Below are 17,387 nucleotides of genomic sequence, written 5' to 3'. Positions count from 1 at the left end.
CCCCGCACCCTTCCCGCGCGCCCCGGCCCCGGCCGACGTGGGGTGTGCCCGAGCACGACAGGTACGCGATCACCTTGTCCTCCACCGCAGTGTCCCCGGCCGCGCGGCTGCGCGGCCTCCGGCCCGACTGGCTGAACGACCCCAAGGTCTGGCGCACCGAGGTGCTGGCCGGACTCGTCGTCGCCCTGGCCCTGATCCCCGAGGCCATCTCGTTCTCGATCATCGCCGGCGTCGACCCGGCCATCGGCCTGTTCGCCTCCTTCACGATGGCCGTCACGATCTCGGTCGTCGGCGGCCGGCGGGCCATGATCTCCGCCGCCACCGGCGCCGTCGCGCTCGTCACGGCGCCGATGAACCGGGAACACGGCCTCGGCTACCTCGTCGCCACCGTCATCCTGGCCGGGGTCTTCCAGGTGATCCTCGGCGCGGCCGGCGTGGCCAGGCTCATGCGCTTCGTGCCCCGCTCGGTCATGACGGGCTTCGTCAACGCGCTCGCCATCATGATCTTCATGGCCCAGGTGCCGGAGATGCACGACGTGCCGTGGGCGGTCTACCCGCTGATCGTGGCCGGCCTCGCCCTGATGGTCTTCTTCCCGAAGGTCACCCGGGTGGTCCCGGCGCCGCTGGTCTCCATCGTGATCCTCACCGTGATCACGGTCGCCGCCGGCATCGCGGTGCCCACGGTCGGCGACAAGGGCGCCCTGCCGTCATCCCTGCCCGTGCCGGGCCTGCCCGACGTGCCGTTCACGCTCGACACCCTGACCACCATCGCCCCCTACGCCCTGGCGATGGCGCTGGTCGGCCTGATGGAGTCGCTGATGACCGCGAAACTGGTCGACGACATCACCGACACGCACTCCTCCAAGACGCGCGAGTCCATCGGCCAGGGCATCGCCAACATCGTCACCGGGTTCTTCGGCGGCATGGGCGGCTGCGCCATGATCGGCCAGACCATGATCAACGTGAAGGTGTCCGGGGCCCGTACCCGACTCTCCACGTTCCTCGCCGGATCGTTCCTGATGGTGCTCTGCATCGTCTTCGGCCCGGTCGTCTCCGACATCCCCATGGCCGCCCTGGTCGCCGTGATGGTCATGGTCGCCTTCGGCACCTTCGACTGGCACTCGATCGCCCCCCGGACGCTGCGCCGGATGCCCGTCGGGGAGATCGCCGTCATGGTCATCACCGTGATCGTGGTGGTCGCCACCTCCAACCTCGCCATCGGCGTCGTCGTCGGCACCGTCACCGCCACGGTCGTCTTCGCCCGGCGCGTCGCCCACCTCGCGCGCGTCACCGCCGTCACCGACCCGGACGGGACCACGGTCGTGTACACGGTGACCGGCGAACTCTTCTTCGCCTCCTCGAACGACCTCGTCGGCCAGTTCGACTACGCCGGCGATCCGCCGCACGTCGTCATCGACCTGTCGGCCGCCCACGTGTGGGACGCCTCGTCCGTCGCCGCCCTGGACGCCATCGAGACCAAGTACGCCCAGCGCGGCAAGACGGTGGAGATCACCGGCCTGAACGACCCGAGCGCCGACCTCCACGGCAGGCTCACCGGCGCGGGGTCCGCAGGCCACTGACCGCGGCGCCCGGAGGGGGGGAAGAGGCGTCCGGCGGGCGGCGCCGGGGCCGGCTGCCCGCCGCTCAGCCGAGCTGCTCGGACAGCCCGACGATGATGCCCTCCGGGCCGCGCACGTAGCAGAGCAGGAAGCTGTCCTCGTACCGGGCCACCTCGCCGAGGACCTCGGCACCATGGGGCCGCAGGCGCTCCAGGGTGTCCTCGAGGTCATCGACGAGGAACATGACGCGGTGGGTGCCCAGGATGTTGTGCGGCCGGTCGCGCGGCTCGTCGCGCGTGGCCGCGGGGGTGCGGTACCGCGCCAGTTCGAGCCGGCTGTGCCCGTCCGGCGTCCGGACCATCGCGATGTCGCAACTCACCCCGGAGAGCCCGGTGCACCGGTCGGCGACGGGCCCCTCGACGCGCGCTTTGCCCTCCACCTCCAGACCGAGCTCCTCGAAGAACGCGAGGGCGGCGTCCATGTCCTCGACGACGATGCCGACGTTGTCCATCCGCTGAACCGCCATGGTGGCTTCTCCTTCTCTCTTACGTGGCTGGGGTGGCCGGTGTGGCTGCGAGCCGCTGCCCGTTTGTCGCCGGCCGCCCGCCGCTTGTCGCTGATGACGCTGGGACGGAGCCGGTGCGAGGTTCTCGACATGCGTCCGCCGACGGACCTCGAAAATATCCGGCGGGGGCCGCGCGGCGGCTGCGGCGGGGCCGGGGCCGGAACGCGGATCGGCCCGTTCGGGGCGGGGCCCGGTTTTCGGGGGCCGGCTAGGAGACCGCCGGCCCGCGACTCTCCGGCCGATACTCCAGCAGCGTGCTCTCCGCGTCGCCGGACACGTGCCGGAAACCGGCCTTCTCCCAGGCGCGCACGGCCCGGACGTTCTCCGTCGCGGGATCGACGGTCACGCGCGTCCATCCCAGCGTCGTGCACACGTGCCGCAGCAGGACCCCGGCCGCGTCGGGCCCGAGCCCCCGCCCCCGCGCTCCTGGCAGCAGGACCATGTCGAGACCACCCTCGGCCCCGGCCGCATGCCAGTACTGCGCGTAGCCGACCGGCACCTCCTGGGCGAGGACCAGAAACGACCCGACCTGCGGCCGACGCCGCCCGACATACTTGGCGGCCACCTCCGCCGGCGCCAACGGAACCCCGCCCCAGTGCTCGACGACATCAGGATCGGCGAACCAACGCGCCAGCAATGCGAGATCGTCCTCGCGGGTCGGCCTGAGCTTGGTCAACTCGCCGGTCAGGGTGACAGGTCCGGGGGCGGCTCCACCTGGCAGCGCAGAAGGGGAGCCCACCGTTTGTGACGGTTGTCGTCGTTCCACTGGAAACCTCACCTCTTCTGAAGGCGACGGACACTACCCTGATCCGGCGAACGGTCAGGCAGAACGGGGGAGGGTTTCGTGCGGGTACCGAAGCGTGACGACGAGGTGGCGGCCATCGACCTGGCACAGGCCGTCCAGGCTGTGCGCGAGGGTCTGACGACCGCGGCAGCACAGGGCGCGGGCAAGGAGGTCACCTTCGAACTCGGCGACATCCAGATGGAGTTCACCGTCGAGATTCGCCGTGACCTGAAGGCGGGCGGCAAGGTGAAGGCCTGGGTCGTCGACGCGGGAGCCGACGTCTCACACGGTTCCGGCCGCACGCACAAGGTCGCCTTCACCCTCAAGCCGCAGGACGCCCGCACCGGTGCCGCCTGGCGGGTCGCGCACGACGACGAGGGAAACACCGAAGGCTTCGGCCGCCGCTCCGCCACGGAGCGGTGATGCTCCGCTCGGCCTCCGAGCGCACCGTGGCGGTCCTGTCGGGCGCCCAGGGCAGCGGCGTCATGCTCTCGCCCCGGCTCGTGCTGACCAGCGCCCACGTCCTGTGCAAGAAGGAGTGGATCCGCGCCGCGCACCCCAGCGGCGAACAGCCCATCCCGAGCCGCGTCGTCTGGACGGACGCCGCCCTCGACGCCGCCCTGCTGCTCACGGGCGAAGACCTGGTCGCTCCCGACACATGGGCACTGCCCAGGTTGCGCTGGGGCACCGTCGCCACCACGGCGGCGCTCCCGAGCTGTCAGATCGTCGGTTTCCCCGCCGTGCAGCGGTACCAGGACGGGCGGCTGGAATCGGATCAGTTCACGGGCGTCGTGCTGCCGCTGGCCGGCGAGCAGCGAGGCGCGTTGGTGTGCGAGCTCGACCGGCCCCCGGTGGAGCCGGTCTCCCCGGCGTCGGCATCCTCGCCGCTCGCCGGGCTTTCCGGTTCTCCCGTGTTCGCCGGCGCGGTGCTCATCGGCATCGTCACGGAAGTGCCGCGGGGGAGAGGCCACCGGCGGATCGAGGCCGTCCCCGTGGCGAGCATCCTCGCCGCCGCGGACTTCCCCCGGTTCGTCGCGGGTGCGGATCCCGGCTACCTTCCTCCGATCCTGGAACCGGTGACCGAGACCCACCCCGACGACGAGCGCTTCGAACGGCACTACGCGCGTGCGTTGCAGGCGCGGTACCGCAAGACGGAGATCTTCGGGATCGACGAACTGGGCACGACGGAGAACAAGTGGGATCTCGACACGGCCTACCTCAGCCTCGAAGCGCTGACGTCGGACCGTGGTGCCGGCGCGGTGGCACCCGTCCGGCACCGGATCGACGATCTTCTCGTCGACCGGCCCCGCACCCTGCTGCGCGGCGAGGCGGGCGCGGGCAAGACCACCTTGGTGTGGTGGCTCGCCTCCCACGCGGCCTGCGGTGCGCTCAGGCCCGAACTCGCCGCTCTCAACGACCTGGTGCCCTTCGTCGTACCGATGCGCAGTCTTTCGACGCTCGGCACCGCGTTCCCGGGCCCCGGGGAGCTGCCGAACGTCGCGGAGCTCCCGGTGGACGGCATCCCGCCGGGCTGGGCCCGCCGCGTCCTCGAAGCGGGACGCGGGCTGCTGCTGGTGGACGGCATCGACGAAGTGCCGCCGCGGGACCGCGACGACGCCCGGCGCAAGCTGTCCGAACTGCTCGCGATGTATCCGCACAACCGGTGCCTGGTGACCGTGCGGCCCCTCGCCGTCGAGGAGAGCTGGCTGAGCCGCGAGGGGTTCGACGAGTTGCGGCTGCTGCCCATGCAGGACGAGGACATCCTGGCCTTCTCACGCGCCTGGCACGCCGCGGCCCGGATCGAGTGCGACGGCTTCCGTGACGCGCACCGGGCCACGTCGGAGCTGCATGCCCTCACCGCGCTGGAGCAGGCGCTGGAGCAGGAGCTGCTGCGCAACAGGACCCTGCTCAACCTCACCCGGACGCCCCTGCTGTGCGCGGTGGTCTGCGCCCTGCACCGACGACGCAGAGGCCTCCTCCCCACGTCCCGCTGGTCCCTGTACACGGCGGCACTGTCCATGCTCCTCGGCGGCCGGGACGCGCAGCGACGGGTCAACGCGCCGGAGGGCATCAACCTCGGCGTGGAGGAGAACAAACAACTTCTGCAGCGCATCGCGGCCTGGCTGGCCCGTGGCGGTGCCGTCGAGTTCACCCATGACCAGGCCCGCCACCAGATCGAACTCGCCATGGCAGGCATGCCGCAGGTCCAGCAACAGGGCACCCCGGACGCCGTACTGACGCATCTGCTCAACAGGAGCGGCCTGCTGCAAGAGCGCAATGAGAAGATCATCCAGTTCATCCACCGCACCTTCCAGGACTACTTGGCGGCGAAGGAGCTCCAGGAGTGCGACAGCCTGGCGGAGTTGCTGCGGCACGCCGGGGACGAACAGTGGCAGGACATCGTGCTCCTGGCGGTCGGCCACTGCAATCGGGGCGAGGTCCGCCGTCTCGTCAACGACCTGATCGCCAAGGGTGATGAGCAGAGCACGCGGGGGGCCCGTGCCGACATCCACGTGCTGGCGGCCCACTGCGCGATGAGCGCGATCTATCTGGACGAAAGAGAGCGTGCCACCGTAGCCGCGCGGATCCGCGCCCTGCTGCCACCCGCCGACGCCACCGAATCCGCCAGACTCGCCTCGCTGGGCGCCTACATCCTCCCCCTCATGCCCGAGGCCGCCACCGTGGCGGACGCGTCGGTCGCAGCCCTCGTCACCCTGATCCGGAACGTCGGCGGGCTCGCGGCCCTGCCGTTGCTCAGAGACTTCGCCGGCCACGAGGACCCGGTTGTCAGGCGCCTGCTCCGCTCCAGCTGGGCCGCGTTCCCCGCCGAGGCGTACGCGCGGGAAGTGCTCTCCGCCATGCGCCTCGATGACGACGAGCTGACCGTCACCGCCACACCCATGATCACGGCACTCCGCCACTGCGGACCCGTCGGGCATGTCACGGTGGACATGCCCATCAGCAGTGCGGACCTGGCTGCGGCCCTGCCGCCGGACCGGTTCACCTCGCTCACCGTGTCCGCCAACCCGCTCCTCGGCGACCTCGCGTTCGTACGCGACCAATCGGCCTTGCGCTCGCTGGCGCTGCGCGACTGCCCCCGTGTCAGCCAGTTGTCGGCCCTGGCCCGGCTTCCCCTGCGCACGCTCCGACTTGAGATCGGCCACTTGCGCAAAAGCGAGCTGAGCGTCGTCGAGGAGCTCACCGAGCTCCGGGACCTGACGGTGGTGGGCGCACCGCTGGACAGCCGCATCCCACTGCCGCGGGGCCACGCCCGCGTCGAGAAACTGCGGGTGAGCAGCGACGACGAGACGATGATCAACGATCTCACCCAGTGGCCGGCCCTCGACGAACTTGTCGTGGAGGGTGATTGCGACGTTCTCTCCCTCTTGCTGGCCGCGGCCAAGGCACCCGCGCTGACCAGCCTCGATTTCGTGCTCCCGCGTCTCGTCCTGCCGCTCGTCCTGCCGCGTCCCCTGCTCGAACGCCGCGGCAGGCAGTCGTCCGCGCTGGCGAAGGCACGGCAGACCGTGACGCCGAAGCCCCGTCGCCTCGCGCCCCTGCCCAGGATCCGGTCCCTCACCCTGCGCGGCGTGAGCCGTGGCGGGACAGCGGCGGAGTTCGCCCGGGTCTTCCCGTCCCTGACACACCTCACCCTCCACACCATCGGCGGGGTAAGGCTGGACCTCAGCGCACTGGACGGACACCAAGGTCTTGTCACCACGATCAACGAGACGCCCGTGTGAGGGCACTGCGCGGCGCGGACGGCCGTCACGAAGCCGAGTCGTGGTGCGACTGGGTGCCTCAGTCGACGCTCCGACGCCGCGCCGGCGCTGGTCCTGCCTCCGGAGAATCGGTCCGGTGGACGCAGAGCCCGGTCCGGCCCGGCGCATGGGCGGGGTCCAGGACGAGGTCCCGGTCGTAGTCGCCGGAGCTTTCGTGGCGGTAGGGCAGGGGACGGGCGTGCGGCAGGGCGTGGAGGCGTTCCTTGAGGGCCTCGGCCGTGCGGGCGTAGTCCTCCGGCGTCGCGCGGTCCGCCCCGTACGTGACGAAGGGGGCCAGCGGTGCCATGCCGGTGTACCAGAACGCGCCGTGCAGCAGCGGGAACAGGACGTCGTCGATGTGGCCGTGCAGCCCGCGAGGGCCGAAGCCGGACGCGCGGGCGCCGACGGACGTGACGATCCAGGCGCGCTTTCCGGCCAGGCCGCCGTCGCCGTACCTGCGGGTGTGCCCGGCGTCGTCCTTCACGCCGAACCCCAGCCCCTGGGTCAGGACCCGGTCGATCCAGCCCTTGAGGATGGCGGGCGGGCCGAACCACCACAGCGGGAAGTGGAGGACGACGACATCCGCCCAGGCCAGCTTGGCCTGCTCGGCACGGATGTCCTCGCTCAGCGTGCCGTCCCGGAAGGCGCGTTCCTGTTCCGCACCCACCAGTAGGCGGCCGGTGCCGTCCGTGCCGCCCGAGGCGTCTGTGCTCTCGGGGAAGTCGTCGGCGTCGACGACCGCCTTCCACTTCATCGCGTACAGGTCGGAGACGACGTGCTCGTGTCCCTCCGCGTCGAGGAAGCTCAGCGCCTCGCGCATCAAGGAACCGTTCAAGGAGCGCTGGTCGGGGTGGGCGAAGATCCAGAGAATGTTCATGCCTTCGACCCTGCCCTGCGACGGGACGCGCCGACACTGGCCAGATGGTCGTAAGGCGAAAGAATCTGGCCAGCCTCCTCCGGTCGCCGGTTCCTGGCGTCGTCCTCGGCAAACGTGTCGGCGGAGTGAGCGTTCGCGCGCATGTGCTCGTGGGGCCGGGGGCGCGTTCCGTCCTAGAGTGACGCATCGCTCGTCGTCGCTCACGGCGGTGGCGGGCGGTCCGTGGTTGGCGGCTGTGTCGAGGGAGGCTGCTCGTGGCCAATGCTTTTCAGGAGCGCAAGCTCAGGGGGATGTTCACCGCGTTCGACGCGGACGGCGACGGCTATCTGCGTGAGGACGACTTCCGGGCGCTCGTCGCCCGGTGGAGACAACTGTCGGCAGCCGGGCCCGGAACCGAGCTCGGGGCGCGGATGGAGTCGCTGCTGATGGCCTGGTGGGCCGCCCTGCTGGAGGTGGGGGACGCCAACGGCGACGGCGGCGTCGACATGAGCGAACTGCTGGCGCTCGTCGACAAGTTGCCCGCCATGGTCGCCAGCGTCACGGCGACCGCCGACACCGTCTTCGAGGCGGTGGACGCCGATGGCGACGGCCGCATCTCCGCCGACGAGCACCGACGGCTCGTGGAGACCTGGAACGGACGGTCCGCCGACGTGGCGGGCGTCTTCGAGCTGCTCGACCTGAACGGTGACGGGCAGCTCAGCCGCGAGGAGTTCGGCACGCTGTGGCGGCAGTTCTGGATCAGCGACGATCCGGCCGCGCCCGGCAATGTCCTCTGCGGCAGGCTGCCCGCCTGACAGACCCGCTGAGGCCGCGACGCCGACCCGCGCGGCCTCAGCTCCTCCCCGCGGCGCCGACAGGGAACGCCCCACAGCAACACCCCGCCGGCAACACGACGTGAGCCTGTGACAGCAAGAAGTGAGAACGCAGGCATCACCGCGTGAGGCCGGGGCACATGTCCCCCTAGGTGGACGATGAGGCGCCTTGTGCGTCGACGGCTTCGAGCCGGGCGAAGGGAGCCCGGGGCCGCGACCCGAGGGGCCCGACTGGGGGTGTGACGTGGCGGGTTACTGGGGGCGCCGACGGGCGCAGCGGGCGGCTCTCGCGCATGCTGCCCATCGCGAGGCGCAGGTACGGACAGCGGCGGACATCGCCATCTCCCGCGCCTGGCGGCGGACGGCCAAGGAACCGGCGTGCGAGCCGTCCTCCAGCGAAACAGTCCTCGTCGCCGACGTGCTCTTCATCGCCTGGGAACACTTCCGCATCGAGGCGAGCAGGGAAGAGGCGGCGGCCGTGCTGCGTCAGCGCTTCCCCCTGCGCGCAGGCCCCCTTGGGCTGGCGACGGACGCCTTCGACGAGAGCCCGTGCGAGCGATGACGGACCCCTGGGAGCACAGGCCCGTGTCCGACACCGACCAGTAGGGCCAGGGTCACCCCGCCCCCGGCCGGGCTCGCACTGGTCGACGAGGCGTACGGGGAGGGCGGTCTCGCCCCGGCGGCGATCGGCACGCTCGGTGGCGCCGGCGCCTACACGCTGGGCAACATATGGCTGGCGCGCCGCGGCGCCCGCCACCGCAAGCGCTCGGGATCCCGGCCGGGACGCGCGCAGCCGACCGAGGGAGAGCAGGGCGGATCGGGACTCGCGCTGGCCCTCGGGGCGCTGCTGGACGGCATCCCGGAGTCGGCGGTGATCGGTGTGAGCCTGCTGGACGGCGGCGCGGTGAGCCTGATGACGGTGGCGGCGGTGTTCATCAGCAACGTGCCCGAAGGGCTGTCCAGTTCGGCGGGGATGAAGCGGGCGGGCCGCGGCCGGGGCTACGTCTTCGGTGTCTGGACGGCCATCGCCGCGGCGAGCACCGTCTCGGCCGTCCTCGGTTACACGGTCGTCGGCGCGTTCTCCCCCGCGGTCATCGCCGCCGTCACGGCGGTGGCGGCGGGCGCCATCCTGGCCATGGTGGCCGACACGATGATCCCGGAGGCCTTCGAGGAGGCGCACCTCGCGATCGGCCTGGTGACGGTGTGCGGGTTCCTGGTCTCCTTCGCGCTCTCACATGCCTGACCCGCACACCTGACGCACGCATGAGCTGCGCGCATGCCCAGGCTGAGGTCGACGTTGCGGGCGACGCTGATGTCGACCGTTTCGAGCGCTCGGTCGCCGCCGACGTCCAGCCGGACGGCGGAGATCGCCTCGGTCCCAGGCGCGCGCGGTGACCGTGGTGGCGCGCAGGTCCCACGTGCCGCGGATCTCGGCGCGGGTGAGGACGAGCGGCCCGCGCAGGCGCGACCGGGGCAGATCGAGCCTGCCGTCTATCTGCGTCGAACCGGCGTCGAGACCGGGCAGGGCGCAGCCGGTGAGGGCGACATCGCGCATCCTCGCGCCCTGCATCCGGGGCGCCTCGTCGAAGCGGCAGGAGTCCAGCAGGATCGGGACCGGGAGGTCGCCGAGACGCAGGTCGAGGCGGCCCGTGATGTGCGCGCCCGTCAGACGCAACGCCGGACGGGCGCCCTCCTCGGCGTCGGGGCCGTCCCCGAGGAGCAGCGCCGCGAGCACCTCCGCTCGTACGGCACTCTCCGCCTCCGGAGCGCCGCCACCGGCGTCGACGGCTGCGCCGCGGGCGAAAACCCGCCACAACCGGCGCTCGACGGCGTTCAGTTCATCCATGCGCATGAGCGTCGGTGATCGCGGTGCGGGGCCGCCCGGGACAAGACCTGACGCGGCCCGCGGACCGACGGTGTCACCGCTTGATGCCGACGCCCGCCAGCAGGCTGATCTCGGCGTCCGCCGGTTCCGTGCCGTCCGCCGGCGTGGCCGGGCGCCAGCGGTGGCAGCAGGTGATGCCGGGCTCGATCAGCTCCAGGCCGTCGAAGAACCGGCGTACGTCATCGTGCGAGCGGAACTGCACCGGTGTCCCGGACTCGGTATAGGCCTTCGCCACGTTGTTCCAGGTGACGGGGTCGAAGTCCGGTGTGCAGTGGTTCATGGCGAGGGCGCTGCCCACGGGGAGCGGTTCGAGGAGCCGGCGCACGATGGCGTACGGGTCGTGCGGGTCGGTGACGAAGTGCATCAGCGCGTTCAGGGACAGCGCGATGGGCTGGCCGAAGTCGAGTATCTCGGAGTCCTGCACCGCGGTCATCAGCGCGTCGGGGTCGGTGACGTCGGCCTCGATGTAGGCCGTGCGGCCCTGCGTCGTGCTGCGCATCAGCCGCTCGGCGCACTTCAGCACGAGGGGGTCGTTGTCGGCGTACACGACGCGGGCGTCGACGGCGACGGACTGGGCGACCTGGTGCAGGTTGGGCTCGGTCGGGATGCCCGTGCCGACGTCGAGCCACTGCCGGATGCCGTGCTCCTGCGCCAGCACACGGGTGGCGCGGTGCATGAACGCCCGGTTCTCACGGGCGGTCACGGGGAGCCCCGGGTGCGCCTTGGCGGCGACGAGCGCCGCCTCCCGGTCGACCTCGAAGTGGTCCTTGCCGCCGAGGAAGTAGTCGTACATCCGGGCCGAGTGCGCCTTGCTCGTGTCGAGGTCCCGGCCGGCCTGCCTGGTGGTCATGAATGCCCTTTCGTGCGTATGTCTGTCGGCCCGCAGGCCAGGAACGGAGCCGGGCGTGCGGTTCCGTACGCCCTCGGCCGGTTCATCCGGCGGTGAGGTGGTCGGCCAGGCCCTCTTTGACGCCGCGCAGGAACGCGGCGATCTCCTCGCGCGCGTAGATCAGCGCGGGCCCGGCGGGATCGGTGGACTGTCTGAGGGCCACGCGGCCGTCGGCGAGCTTCTTCGTCTCGACGCACTGCCCGCCGTTCGGCCCGCTCCAGGGGCGCTCCCACCCCTGCTCACCCAGGTCGCGGGCGGGCATCCCGTTGTAGACGCCCTCGTCGGTGACCGTCACGAGTACTCCTTGCGCATACGTTTCAGAAGAGCCCTGCTGTCCTCGGACGACGTCAGCAGCGCCATACGGGAGTGGGCCTCCAGGTGGGCCACGACGTCCGCGCGCTGGTCCAGATAGACGGACGCGGACAGCAGCTCGCTGTAGACGATGTCGGGCAACTCGGGCTCCGCGAACCGGAAGTACGTGAACGGCGCGCACGCCCCGACGTGCGCGCCCGCGGCGAAGGGCACGATGTCGACACTGACGTGCGGAAGTTCGGTCACCGCCAGCAGGTGGTCGATCTGGTCCCGCATCACATCGGCGCTGCCCACCTGCCGGTGCAGGACCGCCTCCTCCATGACCACCCACAGGGTGGGGGCGTCCTCCCGCTCCAGCAGGCTCTGCCGGTGCAGCCGCAGCTCCACGCGGCGGGCGACCTCCTCCTCACTGCCGTTCGGCAGCCCGCCGCGGAGCACCGCGTGGGCGTACCCCGGTGTCTGGAGGAGACCGGTTATGTACTGGGGCTCGTACGTGCGCAGGGTCTTGGCGCCGGTCTCCAGGCTGACGTAGGCGGTGAACCAGCTCGGGACGGCGTCGCGGTAGGAGTGCCACCAGCCCGGCTCGTTGGCCTGCTCGGCCAGGTCGACGAACTCGTCGATCTCCCGGCGCTCCGCCCCGTAGGTCTCGAGGAGCTTCTCCACGTAGAGCGGTTTGAGGGCGACTTCGGCCTTTTCCAGCCGCCTGATCGTCAGGGTCTTCACGCGCAGGGCTCGCGCCGCGTCCTCCAGCGAGGCGCCGGCGGCGAGCCGCATGTCCTGCAGCCGACGGCCGAGGATCATGCGCAGCACCGTCGGCGCGCTGGTGCCGGGGCGGGCGTCGCTCACGCGCTACCTCCTGAAGGGTCATCAACATGTCCATTCTGACAGTGACTTGATGACGACGCCAGAGCGATATCCGCGTGCTGAAATTATCAGCGAGTCGGTTGCAGCGGCCGGTGATCACGCGCATAGTTCGGCATATGCGCGGTCCCGTCTCGATCTTGACGCGGCATCCGGTCTCCGCCGGATGCGGCGCGTCGGTGCCGGCCGGGTCGGCGTGGCCCGGAGCACCGCGCTCGGCGGCCTGCACTGCCCGCATCGCCTGTACCGCCGGCACCACCCGCAGTACCCGCACCACCCGCACCACCCGCAGTACCCGCGCCGTCGGTACCACCCGCCCTGCCTGCACGTCCCGCACCGCCTGTACCCCTCGCACCGTCTCCACCGCACGCACTGCCTGCATCTCCCGCACCACCCGCCCCGACCCCCACTCCGTGCCGGCCCCGTGCCAGGCCTTGGAAGGCGACCTCTGTGACTGTGTCCCCGCCCCCGACACCGGCCCCTGCCTTAGCGACGACCGTGCCGCGTCGGGAGTGTTGGTTCGGCCTGCCCGCCGTGCGTGCCAGCGCGAGATCCGCCCGCGACACCGTCCGCGACCGGCTCCGCTCCTGGCAGGTGCCGGGGGACACCTGTTGCGACGCGGTCCTGCTGGTCTCCGAACTGACCACGAACGCGGTGCTGCACACGGGCAGCGAACAGGTCCTGTGCGGCCTCACGCTCACGGGCGACGAACAGCGCCTGCGGATCGAACTCCACGACGACGGCCGCGTCCCGGTCGCCCCGCCCGAGCAGCAGCAGGCCGGGCCCTGGGCGGAGAGCGGCCGCGGTCTGGTCCTCATCCAGCAGCTCGCCGACCGCTGGGGCTCGGCACGTTCTACGCGGGTCGAGGGCAAGGTCGTCTGGGCGGAGCTGACGGCGGCTTGTCCCTGACGGCGGCGGTCGCCTGGGTGCCGACGACGGGCACGGCGGCCCTCCCTGCGGAGGCCGCCACCCCGGCACCCCACCCGCGCCCGGGGGCCACCCCGGCACCCCACCCGCCCCCGGGAGCCACCCCGGCACCCCACCCGCACCCCGGCGCCGCCTCCGCGCACACCCGCACCCCTCTCCTCCCACGTCACAGGCCACGACCGCCACGGCCGGGCCCCGCGCACCCCCTTCACGCGGCGAGGACCTCTCCTCGATCCCCTCAGAGAAGGCACCCATGAGCCCCCACGGCGACACCCCGTCCCCTGTCGTGCTGTACGTGTGCGCGGACCGCGCCCCGGACGCCCACGGGGCCGCCACGCAGTGCGCGCGGGCCGAGGGACGCGCCTTCGCCCGGGAGCGCGGCATGACCATCGCCGAGGTCGTCACGGACACCTACGGCGAGCCGGACCCGGTCCGGCGCAGCGGATGGCGCCGCGTGCGGCAGCTCGTCCAGACCGGACACGTCGCGGCGGTGCTGGTCCGGTGGCCCAGCGCCATAGCGCCGGAGTCCGCGCACGATCTCCGGCACCGCGAGACGGCCTGGCTCCGCCGCCGCGGCGTCCGCGTCCGCTACACCTGGGCGCCCCTGTCGACCCGCGGTGACGACCCCCGGTAACGACGCGCGGTGATCCGCCCGCCGCACGCAAAACATGCCGAACCTCAAGGAGCCCAGGTGTTCGAGGGATTCGAGACCGCGCAGATCGAGGTCGGCGAGGCGTCGGTCTTCGTCCGGTACGGCGGCGAGGGGCCGCCCGTGGTACTGCTGCACGGCCACCCCCGCACCTCGGCGACATGGCACCGCGTCGCCCCGCTGCTCGTGGCGGCCGGCCACACCGTGGTCTGCCCGGACCTGCGCGGCTACGGTCGCTCCCGAGGGCCGGCCTTCACCGCGGACCACGCGGGCTACTCCAAGCGTGCCGTCGCCGCGGACGTGGTGGCCGTGCTGCGCCGTCTCGGACACGAGCGGTTCGCGCTCGTCGGACACGACCGGGGCGGCGCCGTCGCACTGCGCCTGACGCTCGACCACCCGCGGGCGGTCACGCGGGTGGCCTTCGCCGACGCGCTGCCCGTGTCGGAGCATCTGTCGCGGATCACCGCCGAGTTCGCCACGCGCTGGTGGCACTGGTTCTTCTTCGCCCAGCCGGACGTCCCCGAGCGGGTCATCACCGCCGACCCCGACAGCTGGTACCGCGGCGACCCCGAGGTGATGGGCGCGGAGAACCACGCGGAGTGGCGGCGGGCGACCCGCGACCCCGACGTGGTCCGCGCGATGCTGGAGGACTACCGCGCCGGCCTCACCGTCGACCGCCGCCACGAGGAGGCCGACCGCGCGGCCGGTACGCGGATCACCTGCCCGACGCTGGTCCTGTGGTCGCTCCAGGACGACCTGGAGGAGCTGTACGGCGACCCCCGGGTGATCTGGCGGCGCTGGGCGGACGACGTCCGGGGCCACGGCATCGACGCCGGTCACCACGTGGCGGAGCTGGCGCCCGGCGAACTGGCCGCGGCGATCGGCGGCTTCCTCCAGGGCCCGGCCGGCGCCCCGGTGACGTGACCTGCCGGTCCGCCGCCCGTCACCCCCGTACCTGGACGCGCTCCGGCGCGCGGTCACCCCTCCGCGGCGCGGTCGATGGACAGGCCGAAGTGCGGGAACAGGTCACCGCGGTGGAACGCCAGGACCGCCGAGACGCCGTCCCGCGTCAGCGTCGGCACATGTAACTGATGTGCGTGGAAGGCGCCGTCGCGTCCGCGCATGTACATGGCGAAGGCGGGCTGTCCGTTGGCGGACGTCTCCACCATGATCCGGTGGCCGTGGCCCGGGCGGAGTTTCGCCGCGAGCAGGCGCAGCACGTCCTCGCGCCCGCTGAACCAGGTCGGCACCGGCGGCATCTCCCACCGGGCGTCCTGCGTCAGCAGCCCCTTCAGAGCGGTCAGGTCCGCCGTCTCCAGCGCCCTGGCGTACTGGTCGAGCAGCGCGCGGCGCCGCGGTTCGTCCGGTTCACGGAACTCCTCCTCGGCCGGGGCGAGTTCGGCGATCTGCGTGCGCGCCCGCTGGAGCGAACTGTTCACCGCGGCGGTCGTCGTCTCGAACAGGTCCGCGACCTCCGCGGCGGGCAACGCGACGACGTCCCGCAGGATGAGCACGGCGCGCTGGCGCGCCGGCAGGTGCTGCAACGCCGCGACCATCGCCAGCCGCATGCTCTGCCGGGTACCGACGAGCGAGGCCGGGTCGGCGCTGAGCATCACGTCGGGGAACGGTTCGAGCCAGGTCGCCTCCGGGGCACGGGCCTCTAAGGCGTGCGGATCGGTGCCGGGAGCGCCGATGGCCGACGGCACCATGCGGCGGCTGCTGTGCTTCAGGGCGTTGAGGCAGACCCGGGTGGCGATCCGGTAGAGCCAGGTCTTGACCGACGAACGCTGCTCGAACTCGGCGATCCCGCGCCATGCGCGCAGGTACGTCTCCTGCACGGCGTCCTCCGCGTCGTGCAGGGAACCGAGCATCCGGTAGCAGTACGCCACCAGGTCACCGCGGTACTGGGCGAACTCGTCCTCCAGGTTCATCGCGCCTCCTCGGAACGGGTCCGCGCCTGCGCCCGCATGTCCTCTGACGCCCGCGCCGGGCGGAGAGTCGTACCGATCTGCCCCTCCGGCTCGGGCACCTTCTCCGGGATCTCCGGCGCAGGGGTCGGCCGGGCGGCGACGCAGAGGCCGCACAGTGCCCCGAGCAACGACATGAGCCCGCACGCGGCCAGCGCCCGGCCGAACCCCGACGTCGCCGCGCCGTAACCGCCCGCGGCCGCGAACACCGTGGCCAGGACGGCCACCCCGGCGACTCCGCCCAACTGCCGCATCATGCTGTACACCCCGGAGGCGAGCCCCAGCGCCTCGCGGGGCAACGCCCCCACACTCGCGCTCTGGGTCGCGGGCAGCGCCATGGAGACCCCGCAGCCGGCCACGATCAGCGGCGGGACCAGCACGGCGTACCGCACCGAGGACACCGGACCGGCCGCGAGCATGCCGAGCCAGCACAGGCCCGCTGCCTGAAGCGCCAGACCGCCGACGACGAGCGGACGTTCGCCGACCCGGTCGGCCATCCGGCCCGCCAGCGGCGCCGTCAGGAAGAGCGTGGCCGTCCACGGCAGAAGCTGCAGACCCGCCTTCAGGGGGCCGGAGCCGAACGCGGCCTGCATGTACTGGGCGAGGAAGAACACCGCGCCGAAGAGAGCGGCGGTGAGGAAGAATCCGGCGGCGTTCCCCGCCGAGAACGACCGCGAACGGAAGGACGACAGCGGAATCATCGGCTGCGCGACACGCCGCTCCCACGCCAGGAACGCCACGAGCAACAGGAGCCCGCCGACGAGCGTCCCCGTCACCTCATGACTCGCCCAGCCCGCCGCCTGGCTGCGGACCACACCCCACACCAGACCGAGCACAGCCAGGGTGACCAGGGCGGTGCCGAGCAGGTCGAGCCGGCGGGCCGGGCCCCGGCTCTCGCGGACACGGCGCAGCACGAGGGGCAGGGCGACGGCTCCGACCGGCACGTTGATCCAGAAGATCCACTGCCAGGCGAGTCCCTCGGTCACGGCGCCACCGATCATGGGGCCGCTCAGCACGGCCAGCCCGGTCAGGCCGCTGAAGACACCGATGGCCCACCCGCGGCGTTCGGGCGGGAACGCGGCACCGAGCAGGCTCAGCGCCTGCGGCATCACCGCGGCCGCGCCGACGCCTTGGAGGGTCCGGGCGGCGATCAGCCACGACACCGACGGGGAGAGCGCGCAGGCGACCGACGCCACGGAGAAGAGGGCGAGCCCGGCCGCGAACGCGCGCCGCCGCCCCCACCGGTCACCGACCGCCGCCGCCGTCAGCAACAGCACCGCGAAACTCAGGTTGTAGGCGTTCACCGTCCATTCCAGCTGCTCGATCGAGGCGCCGAGGTCATGGCGCATGGTGGTCAGCGCCGCCGCGACCACCAAGGCGTCGAGCGCGACCATCACCGAGCCGACCGCCGTCAGACCCAGCACCCAGCGTTGCTCGCCGGTCGTCCGTCCTGTGCTGCTCACGAATCCCCTCCATGAAGTGCCGTCACTGGTACGGACAACCGGGGAGGGGCGAAGTCATCGCGGCGCCTCAGATGCG

General features: G+C 72.0%; 17 protein-coding genes and 1 pseudogene. 9 read left to right on the top strand and 9 right to left on the bottom strand.

Annotation, left to right across the window (positions count from 1 at the left end):
- Window positions 1-74 precede the first annotated feature (74 nt).
- Complete coding sequence (locus ACIBW6_RS26470) at window positions 75-1,580, top strand: SulP family inorganic anion transporter (protein ID WP_399063768.1); 1,506 nt, start codon at window positions 75-77, stop codon at window positions 1,578-1,580.
- Window positions 1,581-1,644: 64 nt separating this feature from the next.
- On the opposite strand, the gene ACIBW6_RS26465 is transcribed toward ACIBW6_RS26470, so the two are convergent.
- Together ACIBW6_RS26465 and ACIBW6_RS26460 are read right to left on the bottom strand one after the other, a co-directional pair.
- On the bottom strand, window positions 1,645-2,085 hold the full coding sequence (locus ACIBW6_RS26465) for a VOC family protein (protein ID WP_399063766.1): 441 nt from the start codon (window positions 2,083-2,085) through the stop codon (window positions 1,645-1,647).
- A 247-nt stretch (window positions 2,086-2,332) separates the two neighbouring features.
- Window positions 2,333-2,800, bottom strand: coding sequence for a GNAT family N-acetyltransferase (locus ACIBW6_RS26460; RefSeq protein ID WP_399063764.1), 468 nt, complete (start codon window positions 2,798-2,800; stop codon window positions 2,333-2,335).
- Between the two features lie 168 nt (window positions 2,801-2,968).
- On the opposite strand from ACIBW6_RS26460, the gene ACIBW6_RS26455 reads away from it, so the two are divergent.
- Together ACIBW6_RS26455 and ACIBW6_RS26450 are read left to right on the top strand one after the other, a co-directional pair.
- Entirely contained in the window at window positions 2,969-3,331 is a 363-nt protein-coding gene (locus ACIBW6_RS26455; RefSeq protein WP_399063763.1) for a trypco2 family protein, read from the top strand.
- The gene (locus ACIBW6_RS26450) at window positions 3,331-6,651 is read left to right on the top strand and encodes an NACHT domain-containing protein (protein WP_399063761.1); all 3,321 of its coding nucleotides are present in this window, start codon (window positions 3,331-3,333) and stop codon (window positions 6,649-6,651) included. Before ACIBW6_RS26455 ends, ACIBW6_RS26450 begins: the two co-directional genes overlap by 1 nt.
- Before the next feature lie 58 nt (window positions 6,652-6,709).
- Here the strand turns inward: ACIBW6_RS26450 and ACIBW6_RS26445 are convergent, their stop codons facing one another.
- Complete coding sequence (locus tag ACIBW6_RS26445) at window positions 6,710-7,546, bottom strand: NAD(P)H-dependent oxidoreductase (protein WP_399063759.1); 837 nt, start codon at window positions 7,544-7,546, stop codon at window positions 6,710-6,712.
- Window positions 7,547-7,800: 254 nt separating this feature from the next.
- Here ACIBW6_RS26445 and ACIBW6_RS26440 point away from each other — a divergent pair, with 254 nt between their 5' ends.
- The 3 genes and pseudogenes from ACIBW6_RS26440 to ACIBW6_RS26430 form a co-directional block, all read left to right on the top strand.
- Window positions 7,801-8,340: an EF-hand domain-containing protein gene (locus ACIBW6_RS26440; protein ID WP_399063757.1), complete on the top strand. Its 540-nt coding sequence runs from the start codon at window positions 7,801-7,803 to the stop codon at window positions 8,338-8,340.
- A 262-nt stretch (window positions 8,341-8,602) separates the two neighbouring features.
- A complete protein-coding gene (locus ACIBW6_RS26435) occupies window positions 8,603-8,920 on the top strand; it encodes a hypothetical protein (protein ID WP_399063755.1) in 318 nt (105 codons plus the stop codon).
- Window positions 8,921-8,998: 78 nt separating this feature from the next.
- Window positions 8,999-9,601 (top strand): annotated as a pseudogene (locus ACIBW6_RS26430) (ZIP family metal transporter); the annotation flags it as partial.
- On the opposite strand, the gene ACIBW6_RS26425 reads toward ACIBW6_RS26430, so the two are convergent.
- From ACIBW6_RS26425 to ACIBW6_RS26410, 4 genes are all read right to left on the bottom strand, one after another.
- Window positions 9,590-10,204: a hypothetical protein gene (locus ACIBW6_RS26425; RefSeq protein WP_399063753.1), complete on the bottom strand. Its 615-nt coding sequence runs from the start codon at window positions 10,202-10,204 to the stop codon at window positions 9,590-9,592. The pseudogene ACIBW6_RS26430 and the gene ACIBW6_RS26425 sit on opposite strands and share 12 nt — an antisense overlap.
- A 73-nt stretch (window positions 10,205-10,277) precedes the next feature.
- Entirely contained in the window at window positions 10,278-11,093 is an 816-nt protein-coding gene (locus ACIBW6_RS26420; RefSeq protein ID WP_399063751.1) for an SAM-dependent methyltransferase, read from the bottom strand.
- 82 nt (window positions 11,094-11,175) lie between these two features.
- A complete protein-coding gene (locus ACIBW6_RS26415; protein WP_399063749.1) occupies window positions 11,176-11,427 on the bottom strand; it encodes a DUF397 domain-containing protein in 252 nt (83 codons plus the stop codon).
- Window positions 11,424-12,290, bottom strand: coding sequence for a helix-turn-helix domain-containing protein (locus ACIBW6_RS26410; RefSeq protein WP_399063747.1), 867 nt, complete (start codon window positions 12,288-12,290; stop codon window positions 11,424-11,426). Before ACIBW6_RS26410 ends, ACIBW6_RS26415 begins: the two co-directional genes overlap by 4 nt.
- 549 nt (window positions 12,291-12,839) lie before the next feature.
- Between ACIBW6_RS26410 and ACIBW6_RS26405 the strand changes: the two genes are divergently transcribed.
- From ACIBW6_RS26405 to ACIBW6_RS26395, 3 genes are all read left to right on the top strand, one after another.
- Entirely contained in the window at window positions 12,840-13,214 is a 375-nt protein-coding gene (locus ACIBW6_RS26405; RefSeq protein WP_399063745.1) for an ATP-binding protein, read from the top strand.
- Between the two features lie 271 nt (window positions 13,215-13,485).
- Window positions 13,486-13,866, top strand: coding sequence for a hypothetical protein (locus ACIBW6_RS26400; protein ID WP_399063743.1), 381 nt, complete (start codon window positions 13,486-13,488; stop codon window positions 13,864-13,866).
- Window positions 13,867-13,923: 57 nt separating this feature from the next.
- Window positions 13,924-14,805, top strand: coding sequence for an alpha/beta fold hydrolase (locus tag ACIBW6_RS26395; protein WP_399063741.1), 882 nt, complete (start codon window positions 13,924-13,926; stop codon window positions 14,803-14,805).
- 53 nt (window positions 14,806-14,858) lie between these two features.
- On the opposite strand, the gene ACIBW6_RS26390 is transcribed toward ACIBW6_RS26395, so the two are convergent.
- Both ACIBW6_RS26390 and ACIBW6_RS26385 read right to left on the bottom strand, forming a co-directional pair.
- Complete coding sequence (locus tag ACIBW6_RS26390; protein WP_399063739.1) at window positions 14,859-15,812, bottom strand: sigma-70 family RNA polymerase sigma factor; 954 nt, start codon at window positions 15,810-15,812, stop codon at window positions 14,859-14,861.
- Window positions 15,809-17,311 (bottom strand): MFS transporter, encoded by a 1,503-nt coding sequence (locus ACIBW6_RS26385; protein ID WP_399063737.1) that lies wholly within the window; start codon window positions 17,309-17,311, stop codon window positions 15,809-15,811. The genes ACIBW6_RS26390 and ACIBW6_RS26385 overlap by 4 nt, the downstream gene beginning before the upstream one ends.
- Window positions 17,312-17,387 lie beyond the last annotated feature (76 nt).

The sequence above is a fragment of the Streptomyces sp. NPDC049813 genome (assembly GCF_044465085.1).
Taxonomy (GTDB): Bacteria; Actinomycetota; Actinomycetes; order Streptomycetales; family Streptomycetaceae; genus Streptomyces.
This window is presented reverse-complemented; position numbering and strand designations above follow the sequence as displayed.